General features: G+C 43.1%; 11 protein-coding genes. 10 read left to right on the top strand and 1 reads right to left on the bottom strand.

The genetic code is table 11. The features are described from left to right. Positions 1-23 precede the first annotated feature (23 nt). Together ribD and Q0895_RS12235 are read left to right on the top strand one after the other, a co-directional pair. The gene (gene ribD, locus Q0895_RS12240; RefSeq protein ID WP_299189336.1) at positions 24-1,079 is read left to right on the top strand and encodes a bifunctional diaminohydroxyphosphoribosylaminopyrimidine deaminase/5-amino-6-(5-phosphoribosylamino)uracil reductase RibD; all 1,056 of its coding nucleotides are present in this window, start codon (positions 24-26) and stop codon (positions 1,077-1,079) included. 419 nt (positions 1,080-1,498) lie between these two features. Further along, the gene (locus Q0895_RS12235; protein WP_299189334.1) at positions 1,499-2,173 is read left to right on the top strand and encodes a riboflavin synthase; all 675 of its coding nucleotides are present in this window, start codon (positions 1,499-1,501) and stop codon (positions 2,171-2,173) included. Between the two features lie 75 nt (positions 2,174-2,248). Here the strand turns inward: Q0895_RS12235 and Q0895_RS12230 are convergent, their stop codons facing one another. Then, complete coding sequence (locus Q0895_RS12230; protein WP_299189332.1) at positions 2,249-5,095, bottom strand: response regulator; 2,847 nt, start codon at positions 5,093-5,095, stop codon at positions 2,249-2,251. A gap of 476 nt (positions 5,096-5,571) precedes the next feature. Between Q0895_RS12230 and fmt the strand changes: the two genes are divergently transcribed. The 8 genes from fmt (at position 5,572) to Q0895_RS12190 (ending at position 15,866) form a co-directional block, all read left to right on the top strand. After that, the gene (gene fmt / locus Q0895_RS12225; protein WP_299189330.1) at positions 5,572-6,627 is read left to right on the top strand and encodes a methionyl-tRNA formyltransferase; all 1,056 of its coding nucleotides are present in this window, start codon (positions 5,572-5,574) and stop codon (positions 6,625-6,627) included. Between the two features lie 40 nt (positions 6,628-6,667). After that, positions 6,668-8,269, top strand: coding sequence for a transcription antitermination factor NusB (locus tag Q0895_RS12220; protein WP_299189327.1), 1,602 nt, complete (start codon positions 6,668-6,670; stop codon positions 8,267-8,269). 184 nt (positions 8,270-8,453) lie between these two features. Next, positions 8,454-9,875, top strand: coding sequence for a threonine synthase (gene thrC, locus Q0895_RS12215; protein ID WP_299189325.1), 1,422 nt, complete (start codon positions 8,454-8,456; stop codon positions 9,873-9,875). 353 nt (positions 9,876-10,228) lie between these two features. Further along, entirely contained in the window at positions 10,229-11,326 is a 1,098-nt protein-coding gene (locus tag Q0895_RS12210; RefSeq protein WP_299189323.1) for a LysM peptidoglycan-binding domain-containing protein, read from the top strand. A 32-nt stretch (positions 11,327-11,358) separates the two neighbouring features. Next, positions 11,359-12,594 carry a DNA-processing protein DprA gene (gene dprA / locus Q0895_RS12205; protein WP_299189321.1) on the top strand — a complete coding sequence of 412 codons (1,236 nt, stop codon included), beginning with the start codon at positions 11,359-11,361 and terminating at the stop codon, positions 12,592-12,594. Between the two features lie 158 nt (positions 12,595-12,752). After that, positions 12,753-13,400: a Sua5/YciO/YrdC/YwlC family protein gene (locus tag Q0895_RS12200; RefSeq protein WP_299189319.1), complete on the top strand. Its 648-nt coding sequence runs from the start codon at positions 12,753-12,755 to the stop codon at positions 13,398-13,400. A 229-nt stretch (positions 13,401-13,629) separates the two neighbouring features. Further along, complete coding sequence (locus tag Q0895_RS12195) at positions 13,630-14,592, top strand: TIGR01777 family oxidoreductase (protein WP_299189317.1); 963 nt, start codon at positions 13,630-13,632, stop codon at positions 14,590-14,592. A gap of 197 nt (positions 14,593-14,789) precedes the next feature. Continuing rightward, positions 14,790-15,866: a metallophosphoesterase gene (locus Q0895_RS12190; RefSeq protein WP_299189311.1), complete on the top strand. Its 1,077-nt coding sequence runs from the start codon at positions 14,790-14,792 to the stop codon at positions 15,864-15,866. The last annotated feature ends 110 nt before the right edge of the window (positions 15,867-15,976 follow it).

Raw genomic sequence — 15,976 nt, 5'->3', positions numbered from 1 at the left:
TCTTTATAAATTAAGCCAATTTTATGTTTACTTCTAACCACGCACAAGATGCACAAGACCGCTACTTTATGATGCTTGCAATTGAGCAAGCCAAGCAAGGACTATATACCGCAAGACCCAATCCTGCTGTAGGCTGCGTGATTGTTCAGGCAGGGATGGTGGTCGGGCAAGGGTTTCATCCCAAGGCAGGTGAGCCTCATGCAGAGGTGTTTGCACTTAAAGACGCGGGTGCGCAAGCGGTCGGTGCCACTGCTTATGTGACTTTGGAGCCTTGTAGTCATACAGGGCGTACACCGCCTTGTGCTTTAGGTTTGATAAAAGCAGGCGTACAGCGGGTGGTGATTGCTGGCCTTGACCCAAACCCGCAAGTAGCGGGACGCGGTGTACAGCTGTTAGAGCAGGCCGGTATCGCCGTGACAGTGGGCGTCCTGACAGAGCAAGCAGAAGCATTAAATCGCGGATTTTTAAAGGCGATGCGCACTCAAATGCCTTACGTTCGGCTTAAGATTGCCACCAGTCTCGATGGCCGTACTGCGATGGCGACAGGCGAGTCAAAATGGATCACCTCTACCGCGGCTCGTGAGGATGTACAAAAGCTTCGCGCCCTAAGTGGGGCAATTATCACTGGCAGTGAGACCATCGTTACTGATGATCCACAGCTCAACGTGCGCTCTACTCAGTTGGGCGTGCCAGCTGAGCAAGTCCCCACGCCTAAAGTGGTCGTACTCGATAGGCGTCAGCGCTTAGCGCACAGTATGCAATCAGAATACCAACTATGCCGCCGCGTAGATACGCTTTATTGGCACAAGGACGATTTAACCGAGCTGCTAGGGCATCTGGTCAGTGAGCATCAATGCTACGATGTATTGGTAGAGGCGGGCGCTAGCGTCGCGGGTAGTTTTTTACGTCAACAACTGGTAGACGAGCTGATTGTCTATCAAGCGCCTTGTCTATTGGGTGCAGCGGCGCGGCCGATGGTGAGTTTTCATCCGCTGTCTTTGTCTGAACAATTACGTTTTAAGGTAAGCGGCCACGAGCAACTTGGCCCTGATCTTAAACTGACGTTATATCCTTTATAGACCATAAGTTGTAAACATCTTATCCACAGCGATTAGTCATTGTGATTAAAGACATATCACCTGTAAATAACTGTTTGGATGATGGGTTGTTTCACATGAAACTGTGTATAACTCTGTTTCATGTGAAACAAGGAAGTAGAATCCTTTACTGTGCTATTATAAATAACCTATAAAAATCAGTAGTTTATATTTAAGAAACCAAATAATGTATAAGGTTAAGGGAAAAGGACGTCTTTGTGGATAACTTAGTCTAAAGAAGGTTTTTATTGACACGTGACTTGATTTATCTTTACTTATCCACAACTTATCCCCTTATAAGCTTAAAAATCATTACTCTTAAGGTTAGTGTAGAGCAGTCTACCATCGTTGAGTGAGTGCCACGTTAGATAACAGCGAAACAATTCAGATATGAGGGTCATATGTTTACCGGAATTATAGAAAGTGTTGGAAAGGTCACGTCCATGCAGCCTACAGGCGGTGACATACGCCTGACCATAGCGTCGGATGACTTGGATTTTAGTGATGTGAAGTTGGGCGACTCTATTGCCTCAAATGGTATCTGCCTAACTGTGGTAGAGATTGGCGATAAGTCTTACTCTGTCGATGTTTCACGTGAAACAATAGCTCGAACTGCTTTAGAAGAGCTAAAAGCGGGTCACATTGTCAATTTAGAAAAAGCGATGTTACCGACCACGCGCTTTGGTGGTCATATCGTCGCAGGTCATGTCGATGGGGTCGGGCGCGTCAGCAAATTACAACAAGATGCGCGCTCTATCTATATCGAGATTGAGATACCCAAGGAGCTCGCCCATTATACCGCGACCAAAGGCTCTATCACCGTCGATGGCATCAGTCTGACCACCAACTTGGTGCGTGACAATATCGTTTGTCTCAATATTATTCCGCATACGGCAAAGGTGACCAATATTGCCAAGCATTGGCTGGTTGGCAGTAAGGTCAATATCGAGGTGGATATTGTGGCTCGCTATTTGGAACGCTTGCTAAATAAGTCGCAAACAGGCAGCATGAACGCACCAAGCCCGCAAAGCCAAATTACTGAGGATTTTTTAGCCGATAATGGCTTTATGAAATGACCAGTGTCGGTGTATCTGATAGAACGATATAAAACAATAAAACTTAATGACAGCTTCTCACGGAACCTGAGTGATTTATTCAGTTGTCATTAAGCTTTGCAAAACGGTTTGCAATTTATCTTTATTGATAGGTTTTGCTAAAAAATCATCCATTCCCGCTAGGCGGCAAGCTTCGCGATCTTCCTCTGTATTATTTGCAGTTAATGCCACAATAGGAATACTACTCCCTTGCGAGCGTATGGCTTGAGTGGCTTGCAAACCATCCATGACTGGCATTCGGCAATCCATAAGAATTAAAGAGATTTGTTGTCGCTGCGCATCAAGTCGTTCTAAAGCTTGTCGGCCATTGTCTGCCACTAGGCTAGGATAGCCCAACTTATCTAACATCTTACAAGTAATTTTTTGGTTGGTGAGATTGTCATCGACAACTAATATTGTAGGAGCGATCGAACCCTCTGTTGTATTACTATCTATCGTTGGTTTTTCTACACTTTTAGAATTACTACTGGTATCTTCGTGTTTGGAAGTAACTCTCGTAGTCTGTGATAGGCGTATTAGCTCAGATAGCAACAAGGCCACATCTAACGGTTTATTCAAAAATCCATTAAACTTACCTAACAATGAGGATGTAATACTGCGTTCTGGTTTCATGCTTAATAACAATTTTGGCAAAGAGGTATCTTTCAATAATTTATGAATAACCTGACTTTGTTCATTGTTAGTAATTCTTTGCTGGCTATCTATGCGTGAGCCATTAGTAGCGACTGTAGAAGGAACTAGGCGAGTATGGGTTTCATAGTACTCATAATCTAACAACAATATTGGCTGTAGGGTCTTTGCTTCAAGCTCTAGCTGCTTATATAGCTTTTGGGCAGCCGTATTGTCCAAGTTTGTATAGATATTAACTGGCAGGGACAAATGTGAGCATAATTGCTGCAAAAAGGTCGCGCAGATGTCTTGCTCTACAACAACGATAAAACGGATATGTGTCAGGCTACTATGAAAGTGATAGATGGGCTGGTAAGTTGCCTGATGACAAGGTAAATAAAGAGTAAAATTGCTACCTACCCCAAGCTCGCTATCTAATTGGATAAACCCGCCTAATAACTGCGCAAAGCTATTAGAGATCGCAAGCCCCAGTCCTGTTCCACCAAAATTTTGGCTGATTTGTCTGTTTGCTTGATTAAAGTAAGAAAACAGTTTGTCTTGTTCCGAATCTGCAATACCAATGCCAGTATCTTTAACACTAAAGCGCATCCATTGATGATCGGCGACAGTATGGGGTAAGCGATTGTCAGGGGCTAAACTTTGATTACGTGCAATAGTGGTTAGGGTGCGCTTACTATCAAGGCTAGTGATAGACTGCATCTGCTCATAAGTAATAGGCTCGATAACCAATGCCACATAACCTGATGGGGTAAATTTGATGGCGTTATCTAGTAAATTGAGAAGGATTTGACGTAAGCGGTTGCCATCAGTGCTGATATAACGCGGGCTATTGGGCGTAAAAAAATACAATAGATTGATACCTTGCCGACGCGCACTACCAACCATTAAATCACTAACATGCTGCCCAAGCTTAAAGATATCAGTAGGCTCATTCACAATATCAGCCTTCCCTGCTTTTATTTTTGCCATATCGAGCATATCGTTTAGCATCGCCAACATTGACTGGCTAGACTGGGTCAACATAGACAGCACCTCTTGCTGCCTTGGCGTTAGTCGATGCGCCTCTATCAGCTCTAAGGTCCCGATAATAGCGTTCAAAGGTGTGCGTAACTCATGGCCAATAATAGATCTAAGCTTGGTAAACTCTTTTATCTGCAGCTGTAATTGTTGGTTTTGTAGGTGCAAGTCATCAACTTGCGTGATGAGATTATCGATATTATTAAGTATCACCGTAAACCCATGAACTTGTCCATGAGTCCCAAACCACGGAGTGATGTGTAGCTGATAGGCCTGCTTATCTTCTAGTCCATAAACCAATAGGTTACGAGTAACGCGTAGAGTAGAGAGCTTTTGTAACAGCTGCTGAGTCGCTTTGTCACTGCCGGTCAAAAAGTCCGTTAAGCTGTAATTGTTATCACGCTGAAATGCTGTGGTAAAAACTTGCTCAAAGCGCTGATTAAAAAAACTTATATGTCCTTGGCGCATGACCATTAGCATGGGTAATGGAGCCTGATTGACCAAATGCTCTAAACGCTGATTGAGGGTTTTAATGCGGCGATGATGGTCATGTAGCTGATAGCTAACACGGCTAAGGGCATGACCTATGCGTAAAAACTCAGGGGTAGTTTTTTCTGTCACAAATGGGGGCGGTATATAAGCCTCTTTGGAGTCTATCGTTAAATTGTCCGTATACTGTACTAATTGCTCCCAATTAGTACGGCGTTTAAGCGCATAAAGTAACGCCAAACTAAATAACATAATCGCTGTCATCAACGGCAGCCAGAAGCGATAAGATATCCAGTTTATATCAAGAGGTTGATGGCGTAGTACGACATAGATTTGATGTCCGTTTTCAAGCTTGATTCTACCTGTTAGCGTATCGTTATTTATCTGATACAAGCTGCTACTTGTAGTAGATATTGAGGTAAGCGTAGGAAAAGTCACATTAGTAAACTTGGCTTCTTGAGGCTGTATATGACGATATACATAGGTTTGTCCAGACGGCAACATAAAGATTAACTGATAGCTGATGTCTTGGAAAAAAGGCTTGGTAAGTATTCTTTCGATTTCAGTTTCTGTCGGTACGGCATGATCCATAGTCTCATGCTCTAACGCTGCAAAGACAACTTGGCTGTGCATCTGACTTCGAGTTTTGAGTGCTGAAAACATCATAGCGTAGTACAAAGCTAGCATTATCAGCAGGGACAAAACATAAAAGAAAAGCAGACGTTTTAATGTCTGAAACTGTTGCATGTGGGTATGTTCCTATACCTACGCGACAATGCAGTGCGATGGTAAGCTAAAATAAAATAAACTATTTTTTGGATAGTACGTGTTGATGGCTCTTTTATCTACAAACCTTTAGTTGTATGTTGGAGGGTTAAGTTATTAATAAAACAGTCACGTAGAATCTTATAGTAACAAATTAACCACCAATGCGGTTATGACAATGATACTAATTTCAATGTTTACTTGAGCTTTAAGTTATGCACGATATAGCTATTCGTTAAATCATCTAAACATACTAAACTAACTAACGACTAGACAAGTACCGAGCCATAGCGAATAGTACTAACATTATGTCAATACAGACTAAATGGAGATAGTCGTTATGAACTAGTTACCTCAATAACCAGCGATAGATGAATAACACAGCTCGCAATTATGGCGCAACACTGTAAACTCACCTATAATGTGACGATCAATCACATAATATATAATATGGTGCTATGACCACAACTAATGCTGTTTTTAATAATATGGTACAAACCAATCGATTGCGCGTGGTGTTTGCAGGCACACCTGAATTTGCTGCTGCTAGCCTTGAGGCACTCATTGCTCAGCAAGAGCAACTTAATATAGACATTGTTGCAGTATATACGCAGCCAGATCGCAAAGCAGGACGCGGTCAAAAGCTATCTGCATCTGTTGTCAAACAAGTAGCACTTGCACATGATATTGCCATCGAACAGCCTGTCACTTTCAAAAAATCTAACACTGAAGGATTGGCTGCTAGACAGACATTGGCAAGCTATCAGCCTGATGTCATGATTGTCGCAGCATATGGACTGATTTTACCTGTAGGTGTGTTGAATATCCCTACTTATGGTTGTCTCAATATTCATGCCTCCTTATTACCGCGCTGGCGAGGCGCTGCACCTATTCATCGCGCACTATTGGCAGGAGATACCGAGACCGGTATTACTATTATGCAGATGGATAAGGGTCTAGATACTGGCGATATGCTCTATAAAGTCAGCGCTCCTATCGAGACTCATGATACGGCCTCCAGCCTACATGATAAAATGGCTGAACTAGGCGCGGCGGCGATTAGCACCGTACTAAAAGACTTAGCACACTATCAAGCGCAGGCGGTTGCCCAAGATGACAGTCAAGCCAACTATGCCGAAAAGCTGGTAAAGACTGAGGGCGAGATTGATTGGACGCAATCAGCTAGCGCTATTGAGCGCCAAATTCGAGGTTTAACGCCTTGGCCTGGTGCTTATACTTTTTTGAATGGTGCGCGCGTCAAGATATTAAATAGCTTGCCGGTAAACCCAACACAGCAAACCAATGAGCCTGCTGGCACGGTTATTAGTGTCGGACGTAAAGCCATTTTGGTAGCTTGTGGTAAAGGCGAGCCTACAGACGATAAAACACCAGCAGCTAGCGCGCTTGCAATAACCAAATTACAGCTTGCAGGTGGCAAACCTGTCACCGCTGAGCAAATCTGTCATGGCAATCAGCTCGATGATGGTGACCAGTTCGGCCCCGAATCCCATTAATTAATGCAGACGCTCCAATGCGTACAGGATATCAATACTAATGAGACATAACGCAACTGCGTCTAAAAGTGCTAACACTAGAAACAACCAGAACAAGCCGTCCAGTAACCTTAAAATGACGGGTAGCGTGCGCGTACGCGTCATCCGAACCTTACTTGCCATTCAACAAGGTCAGTCACTCTCAAGCGTACTTGATCCCTTGCTAAATAGTCTGCATGAAGGAGATAAAGGCTTTGCACATGCATTGTTGTTGACCACTTTACGTCAATGGCACGCACTTGCAAGACTGCTTGATAGCTTAGCTGACAAACCTGTTGATGAGATAGAAGTGCGCACCACCATCCAAGTGGGCCTAGTGCAGCTGCTTTATTTAGAAGTGGCTGACCATGCCGCCATTCACGAAACGGTAGAAGCAGCCAAAGAGATTGAATTTGCGCGGGCCTCTGGTCTTGTCAATGCAATCTTGCGTAAAGTTGCCAAAAACACCAATAAATTCCGTAAAAAATGCGACAAAAACCATAGTTTGCCTAATTGGCTAGCACACCAGCTTAAACAAGATTGGAGTGATGAGTATGCAGCATTAACTCAAGGCCTACGCCAGCCTGCACCGATGTTTTTACGCGTAAATACAGCCGTGAAATCAACCAATGAATATCAGCAAATACTTACCGATGCCGATATTAGTACTGAATTGGTTGAGTTATCTAGTGGTTTGCAATTAACTGATACCGTCAAAACTGCTACGCTATTGACTCAAGCATTACGCTTAGAACAAAGCACAGCGGTCAGTTTTTTACCTCAATTTGCAGAAGGTGTGGCGAGTGTGCAAGATATGCATGCCCAGCTTGCTGCTCCGCTGATAGAGCTTGCGCTAACTAATAAGCTGGCTAAAGACACTCAGATAACTGATAAAGACAGTCGAAATGAAGAGACTTCTACAATCCAATTGTTGGATGCTTGTGCCGCTCCAGGCGGTAAGCTTGCCCATTGGTTAGAGCTATTAACAGCAGACAATAAGTCATCATTGTTTCATGTGAAACCTGATGATAGTGTAAATAAAGCGAATAGTATCAGGCTCACTGCTATAGATAATGAAGCTCCGCGTATTAAACGGATTCATGAAAACTTAGAACGCCTGAATTTACAGCAACAAAATTTAGAAAACTCAGCCAATACTGATATCAAGCTTGATATCGTCTGCGCTGATGCGACAACATGGCAAGGCAACTCTGAACCCAAAAAGCAAAAATCAAATCAAGACCGAGCAATCTTTGATGCTGTGTTACTTGATTCGCCATGTACTGCGACGGGAGTGATTCGTCGTCATCCAGATATCAGCTTGTTACGTCACGAAGAAGATATCGCCCAAACCGTACAGTTACAAGCGCAAATCTTAGACAACTTATGGCCACAAATAAAAGTAGGCGGCTATCTACTATATGTGACTTGCTCAATCTTAAAACAAGAAAACGTTGAGCAAATGCAAGACTTTACCGCACGCCACCCCGATGCAACTGCTATCGAATTTACGAAAGAGTGTAACTGGGGTATCGAGCAGGCGATCGGTCGCCAATGTTTACCGATTGATAGCGCAAGCGGTGATGGCTTTTATTATGCACTGCTGCAAAAGACTGCTCAATAAAATACAATGACAGAACCTTATTCTCAGCCTTCTAAACGTATCGCGGTAGGCTATGTTTTTAGCTAAATATAAACCTTTGCAAAAGCAATATGCTAAGCCAATTATATTGGCCTATGACAGCTCGTACGATTTTGAGATTTGAGTACTGAAGACTAACTTTAGACGTTTTAAGTAGGGATGCACTATGAAATATATCAGTACCCGTGGTCAGACAGCACCAATGGATTTTAGTGATGTGCTATTGATGGGTCTTGCGCCAGATGGTGGTTTGATGCTGCCTGAGCACTATCCAAGTATTGATAGCGCTGTACTTGATGAGTGGCGTACGCTTAGCTATACAGAGCTTGCGCTAGCCATTATGCAGCGCTTTGCTACCGATATTCCTTATGCTGATTTAAAAGATATTATTGAGCGTACTTATACGACTAAGGTATTTGGCAGTGCGGAAATTACCCCAGTACGCAAGCTTGAGGACAATCTTTATATCTTAGGGCTGTCCAATGGCCCAACACTCGCGTTTAAAGATGTGGCGATGCAGTTTTTGGGCAATGCTTTTGAGTATGTGCTTAAAAGAAAAGATGCCCGTATTACCATCATCGGTGCGACCAGCGGTGACACAGGTAGTGCGGCAGAATATGCGCTGCGCGGTAAAGAAAATATCGAAGTCTTTATGCTGTCACCTCATGGCAAAATGAGCGAATTCCAGCGTGCGCAGATGTATAGCTTAACCGATGATAATATTCATAATATCGCTATCGATGGGATGTTTGATGATTGCCAAGACATCGTCAAAGCCTTACAACAAGATGCGGAATTTAAAGCCGCTTACAGTTTAGGCACGGTCAACTCCATCAACTGGGGGCGCATCTTGGCGCAGATTGTGTATTACTTTAAAGCGTATTTTGCGGTGACAAATAGCAACGATGAGCAAGTTAGCTTTAGCGTACCGTCTGGCAACTTTGGTAATATTTGCGCAGGACATATTGCGCGTGAAATGGGTCTGCCAATTAACCGCCTTATCGTTGCAACCAATGAAAATGACGTGCTAAATGACTTCTTTAATCAAGGTGCTTACCAACCACGTGCGACCGATAAAACTTATGTGACCTCAAGCCCTTCAATGGACATCTCTAAAGCGTCAAACTTTGAGCGCTTTGTTTATTTGTTACTAGAAAGGGACAGCGCGCGCGTCCATGAGCTATTTGAAGGCGTAAAGTCTGGTCAAGGTTTTGATCTATCGGATGTGTTAGATGCTGTTAATACTCGTTATGGCTTTGCTGCTGGTAAGTCTACCCACGCTGATCGTTTACAAACGATCAAATCTTTATACGAAAAATATGGTGAATTGGTTGACCCGCATACCGCTGATGGTATCAAAGTTGCCAAAGAGCTACAGCAAGATGGCGAAGTTATCATCTGTGCTGAGACTGCTTTGCCAGTCAAATTCGCAGATACGATCATTGAAGCTGTTGGTCAAATAGACATTAAGCGTCCTGTTCATACTGAAGGACTAGAAGACTTACCACAGCATGTCGTAGTGTTGGATAATAAAGCAGAGTTGGTCGCTGAGCAGATTCGTCAACATGTAACGGCTGATTTGTCGTAATTTATAAACATAAGCTTAGATGTTTGGTTTCACGTGAAACTTCGTATATATTAAGAAAAGCCTTACTCTCCGTACATCGGATAGTGAGGCTTTTTTTTATCTTCTTAAATAGGACTTGTTAACCCATATCCTTTGGACTATATGAGATTTGAACTGCATAACTATACCGTTTGAAGTAGCTTGAATTTTTGTAAATAGATGTCTAGTTATATGCTATTGTGTATATAATTGTAATCATAACTGTCTTATTACTTAATAAGCTATTCTGACAACTTGTTGGATTCAATCTTGCAAGGATAAGTAGTAAAACACAATCCTATTTACGCTGTACTTTAAAACTTGTGGATACAACCATGAAAACGAGCCTAAACTCTATAGCAAAAGCGCTGATTGCTACTGCTTTTAGTAGTGCAATGTTAATAAATACTGCTCACGCTAATAACCCACTGCCAACTATCAAAGCCGATGCACCTAATCGCTACATCGTCAAAAAAGGCGATACGCTATGGGATATCTCAGGTCGCTATTTAGATAGTCCATGGCGCTGGAAAGAGATTTGGGCCACCAATAAACAAATTAAAAACCCCAACCTAATCTATCCCAATGATGTACTTATCTTATGTGTGATTCAAGGTAAGACGCTGATCGGTGTTGATACCGGTGAGGGCTGCGCAGGTGTCGAAAAACAAGTAACAGGCAATGTGGTAGCCAGTACAGTCACAGTCACTTCAGTCGCTAATAGTATTCCGGCGATTCCACGTGCAGCGATTCAGCATTGGTTAGACAAGACAATTATCGTTAATCCAAAAGACTTTAATACTACTCCTTATGTGTTGGCGTCCAAAAATCGTAACTTGATCACTGCTAGTGGCGATAAGATTTATACCAAAGGAATACCACTTATCGTTGGACAACGCTACGGCGTTTATCGTGAAGGTGAGATGTATGTCGAACCTAGAACCCAAGAGGTCATTGGTCTTGAAGTGACGCAAGTGGCCACCGGCTTGGTAACGAATGTCGAAGAGAACGGTGTGAGCAGTCTGCAATTGACGGATTCTTATGGCAAAGAAGTACGGGAGGGTGACCGTGTATTTGTCGAGTTAGATGATTCTATTCCACCTGTATTCTATCCCGCGCCTGCCACTGTGAGCCGCGGCGGATTGATCGTTCGAGTAATGGATTCAATCAACTCTGCGGCGAAGGGTAGTGTGGTGGCTATAAACTTGGGTAGCAACCAAGGTGCCAAACCTGGTGATGTATTGACGGTCTATCGAAAAGGACCTTTAGTACGCGATACCATGGACAATGATATGCCTGTACGCTTGCCAAGCGAGCCTGCTGGTATGGCAATGGTATTTAATACTTTTGATGATATCAGCTATGCTTATATTTTAAGCTCAGAGCTGCCTTTAAATGTCGGCGATCAACTGTTACCACCGCCTTACCTGTAGTCCTTTATATCATTATATTGAGTAAAACCGTCATGTCAGTATATCTACCTCCTCTATCAATCGAACAGCGTGCAATCTTGGCGTTATGGTATGAGGTCAATGCGTCATTGTCTGCTTATCATAAGCTTGTCACGTCCTTTGGTGATGCGCAGCGTGCTTGGCAGGCGACAGTAGAAGCATGGCGGCAGTTGGGTATTCATCATACTCATCTCAAACGTCACGAGCAGCCAAAGCAAACCCTCACCAGTATCGACAGCATCCAGCAAGCGCTGATAGAGAAACGCTATGGTCTACTATTCGCCGACCAGCCCGATTATCCTACCCAACTTTTACAGATATATGATCCGCCGCCATTGCTATTTTATCGTGGTAATAGCGCACGCTTGCATCAAGCCCAAATCGCTATCGTCGGTAGCCGAAAGCCAACAGCACATGCCCAAAAGATTACTTTTGACATCGCGCAGTACTTAGCGCAAGCAGGTTACGTCGTGACAAGCGGTCTTGCCATGGGTGTGGATAAGCGCGCTCATCTAGGCGCACTGTCCCAAACAGACATTGAGCTTCAAGGCAGTACGATAGGGGTCATGGGTACAGGGATTGATGTGCATTATCCCAATCATCATGATAAGTTATTTGCTCAAATTGTCGAGCAAGGTGGTTGTATTATCAGTGAGCTGTTACCGCATACGCCGCCGCATAAACATACTTTTCCGCGTCGTAACCGCCTAGTCGCTGGACTGAGCTTGGCGACGATTGTGACCGAAGCGACTATTCAAAGTGGCTCTTTGATTACCGCGCGTCTAACCTCTGAACTAGGCAAGCAAGTCTTTGCGATTCCAAGTCATATTGATAACAGTAATGCTGAAGGCTGCCATCACCTTATACGAGAAGGCGCGACGTTGATCTACCATCCCAAACAAGTTATAGAAGATGTCAATAGTCAGCTAGATTATGGCAGTCGCGCGCTCAAAATGACACAGAAAGACGCATCAAATATTAGTCCTATTTCTCACTCTTCGGATATAAACAGCCGTCCCGTTATCGCTACTCATCACTCACCACCATCTACCCTTAAGCCTTCTAGTAGCACTATAGACATCGCTGAACATTTACAGACGGTCTATGATCAACTCGACTGGCATGGACAAGATTTAGATGCGTTGCTAGTGACCACCAAGTTAGCCCCACCGCAGCTAATCGGACAGTTGATGGAGCTTGAATTATTAGGTGTCATCAGTGTACAAGGCGGACGCTATCTACGCGTTTAGAGGGGGTTTTTAAGCGCTTATATTTTCAATAAAGTACAAAGCAAAGCATGTCGAGATCAGCACGCTCTTAGGAACTTTTAAATTCTGTCGCCCTAGGTTTTCTTTCTTCTGTGTTATTATTAATGTCTCATCTTCTATTATTCTGAAATATTCAAGCCATGAAACAATCTGCCTCCATTACTACTGATTCTGTCGTTCAAGCTGCTGGTTGGCTAAAAGAAGGTCAGCTACTCGCTTATCCAACCGAAAGCGTCTGGGGTATCGGTTGTGATCCATTTAACCAAATGGCAGTGCAGCGATTACTGGCTATGAAACAGCGTCCAATACATAAAGGTATGATTGTAGTTACTGATGATATTCAGCGTATAGCGCCGTTATTAGATGACCTAAACGATAGTCAACGACGAACGGTCCTTGAGAGTTGGCATATGCACTCAGAAACTATCTCAAAGCAGGCTCATACTTGGTTATTGCCTCTATCCAAACAGCTGACGGTACCTATTCCGTCATGGATTACAGGAGACCATAATAGTGTAGCCGTACGTATTATCGCCCACCCTTTGGTCCAGCAGCTATGCACGCAGATGGTTTCACCAGATAATCCTTATGGCTTTGTTGTATCGACGAGCTGTAACCCTTCAGGAAAACCCCCAGCACTAACGTTAAATCAAGCACAGGCCTATTTTCTTGATGACAATAAACACAGCGATCTGGACAAGCAAGTGCATTATCTGATAGGAGATACACTAGGCTATAAGTTGCCAAGTCAGATCGGAGATGCCTTAACGGGGGCAATAATCAGATAGTATTTAAATAAACTACTGCTTTTTTTTCGACATGTTTCTACCGACCTATTACCTAAGACTTAATTACCTAAATGAAGTCTGTCTTATCCTATGCTTCTTACTCTGCATCTGCCAAACTCCATATTTTAAATCTGTACTTAAATAGTTACTTCTACAATTATGCTATTGTTTTTGTAGCTTATTTTTTGCAACACTGATTGCTATGTGATAAACATTTAGGGAGTCGGGTATGAATATTATAATCAGTGGGGGCTCAGGGTTTTTGGGTAGTGCATTTAGTCGTGAGTTGATGACACGTTACCGCGCACAAAATAAAGAGGTACATATTACTTGGCTGACCCGCGATAGCAGCCAAACACACCCTGACGGTGTCACTATGATGACTTATGATGAGCTTGCAAATACTGACAAAAGCTTTGATGTGGTCCTCAATCTAGCAGGCGCTGGGATTGCAGATTCGCGCTGGAGTGATGAGCGCAAAGAGCAATTGCTAGCCAGCCGTGTGAAGCCTACCGAGTCACTATTAGCATTTATTGCACGTAGTAGCACTAAGCCCAAACTCTTGGTTAGCGGCTCAGCCATTGGCTGGTATGGCACGCAAGGCGATAAACCATTAACTGAAAATAGTGGTTTTGAGACAGATTTTGCTCATAAATTATGTGATGATTGGGAGCAGTTGGCGCTCAAAGCCACTCAATATGGTGTACCAGTCGCTATTGTACGTACAGGGATAGTCATTCATCCTGATGGCGGTATGCTGGGCAAACTTCTAACGCCATTTAAAATGGGCGTCGGTGGACAACTGGGTGATGGTAGGCAAGTCATGAGCTGGATAAGTCGTGAAGACTGGGTGGGGGCTGCGATATTTATTATTGAAAAGCATCTTACTGATAACATGACCAGCCAAGATACGCAGGACAATACGTTAAAAACTACAAGCGATACGCCAGCGCTGGTATATAACTTTACGGCGCCCAATCCAGTGACCAATCATACTTTTACCAAGACGCTTGGGTCATGGTTAAATCGTCCAACGTTTTTTACGTTACCAGAGTTTTTACTTAAGCTCATGTTTGGTGAGATGTCGACACTACTGATTGATGGACAGAAGGTATTGCCGCAAGCTCTACAGAATGCGGGCTATACGTTTAAACAGCCAACGCTAAAGCAGGCGTTAGAAGAGCAAAATTAATTAAAATAGCAAAAGTTATAAAAGATAATAATGTTTCATGTGAAACATAGGGGGTTAAGAGGACAATTATCTAAATAGTATGGCTAACCCAAATAAACATGTAAAACCTATGAGATTTAATGAAATAAAATATCTGTATCTAGCGCGTAAGAATACTGGCGTAAGATAGCCACATCTTTATTTGAACAGATATTACTATGTGGTTTTTCTTTGTTGTTCTCACCCAACTATTAGCGTTAACGACTAGTGTCATCTTATGGTGGCTCATTAAACCAAAACGTTCAATAGTAAAAAAGGCAATTATAGCATCTGTTTTTATTATTAATAATGTGGTGCTTATTTATGGACTGAGTGATTTTTGGCTTGCCCCTTTTCATGTCTATCTAGTCGTGGGTATTTTGCAAGGATTTATGATCTATGCTGCGCTGATTACCGTATTTATTGCTCTGATATATGATAAGTTATTGAAAGCTCAGCGCAGGCCTACGCTTATACATAGCGTTGGAATAATGATATATATTGGCATTGTAAGCTTAGCCGTATTTAATGCCTACTCGCCAGTGGTTCATCAACTGACGGTTACGACGACCAAACCATTAGATAAGCCGATAGATATTGCTTTAGTATCCGACACACACTTAGGTAGATGGTTTGGCAATCGACAGATAGACAAATTGGTCAGTCTGATCGACGCTCAGGATGCTGACATGGTGGTGCTGGCAGGCGACGTTATGAATGATACTACTATCTATTATGACAAAACCAACATGCATGAGCATTTATCAAAACTACATGCACCGCTTGGCGTGTACGCAGTTTTAGGCAATCATGATTATTTGGGATACGAAGAAGCAATCGCAGAAGCGGTAACAGATGCAGGTATCACCGTACTTGATAATGAGAGTGTGCTGCTTGATGACTCGGTATGGTTAGTCGGACGCTCGGACGATGTAGATTCGACGCGCTTATCAGCATCTGAATTACTGTCGAAGGTCGATACCGATAAGCCGACTGTGTTTTTAGAGCATCGTCCTACAGCGCTAGAAGAGATCAGCGATTTACCCGTAGATTTGCACTTATCGGGGCATACGCATGGCGGACAGATATTTCCGTTGACGCTGTTAAAGCAGTGGTTTCAACCGCTAATGCACGGCACCAAAAATATAGGGAACACACAGTTTTTGGTGTCTTCAGGCTATGGGTTTGGGCCAGTACCATTTAGGTTAGGCACGCGTGCTGAGATATGGATGATTAGGTTACAATCTGCGCTATAAACTGCTTCAATAAATGACCTAACGTACATACTAAAAGCCTCTACTATATAAAAATAGTAGGGGTTTTTTATACGTTACCAAACTTTCGCTTAAATTTTTTTGTCTGGTCT

Origin of the sequence: uncultured Psychrobacter sp. (assembly GCF_947495825.1) — a bacterium.
Classification (GTDB): Bacteria; Pseudomonadota; Gammaproteobacteria; order Pseudomonadales; family Moraxellaceae; genus Psychrobacter.
Note: the sequence above shows the minus strand (reverse complement) of the source record. Positions and strands in the feature narration are given on the sequence as shown.

Excerpts from the sequence above, each read along its gene's own strand:
- Q0895_RS12190 (WP_299189311.1), top strand. The coding sequence starts at position 14,790 with ATGTGGTTTTTCTTTGTTGTTCTCACCCAACTATTAGCGTTAACGACT.
- dprA (WP_299189321.1), top strand. The coding sequence starts at position 11,359 with ATGTCAGTATATCTACCTCCTCTATCAATCGAACAGCGTGCAATCTTG.
- fmt (WP_299189330.1), top strand. The coding sequence starts at position 5,572 with ATGACCACAACTAATGCTGTTTTTAATAATATGGTACAAACCAATCGA.
- Q0895_RS12200 (WP_299189319.1), top strand. The coding sequence starts at position 12,753 with ATGAAACAATCTGCCTCCATTACTACTGATTCTGTCGTTCAAGCTGCT.
- thrC (WP_299189325.1), top strand. The coding sequence starts at position 8,454 with ATGAAATATATCAGTACCCGTGGTCAGACAGCACCAATGGATTTTAGT.
- Q0895_RS12220 (WP_299189327.1), top strand. The coding sequence starts at position 6,668 with ATGAGACATAACGCAACTGCGTCTAAAAGTGCTAACACTAGAAACAAC.
- Q0895_RS12230 (WP_299189332.1), bottom strand. The coding sequence starts at position 5,095 with ATGCAACAGTTTCAGACATTAAAACGTCTGCTTTTCTTTTATGTTTTG.
- Q0895_RS12195 (WP_299189317.1), top strand. The coding sequence starts at position 13,630 with ATGAATATTATAATCAGTGGGGGCTCAGGGTTTTTGGGTAGTGCATTT.
- Q0895_RS12210 (WP_299189323.1), top strand. The coding sequence starts at position 10,229 with ATGAAAACGAGCCTAAACTCTATAGCAAAAGCGCTGATTGCTACTGCT.
- Q0895_RS12235 (WP_299189334.1), top strand. The coding sequence starts at position 1,499 with ATGTTTACCGGAATTATAGAAAGTGTTGGAAAGGTCACGTCCATGCAG.
- ribD (WP_299189336.1), top strand. The coding sequence starts at position 24 with ATGTTTACTTCTAACCACGCACAAGATGCACAAGACCGCTACTTTATG.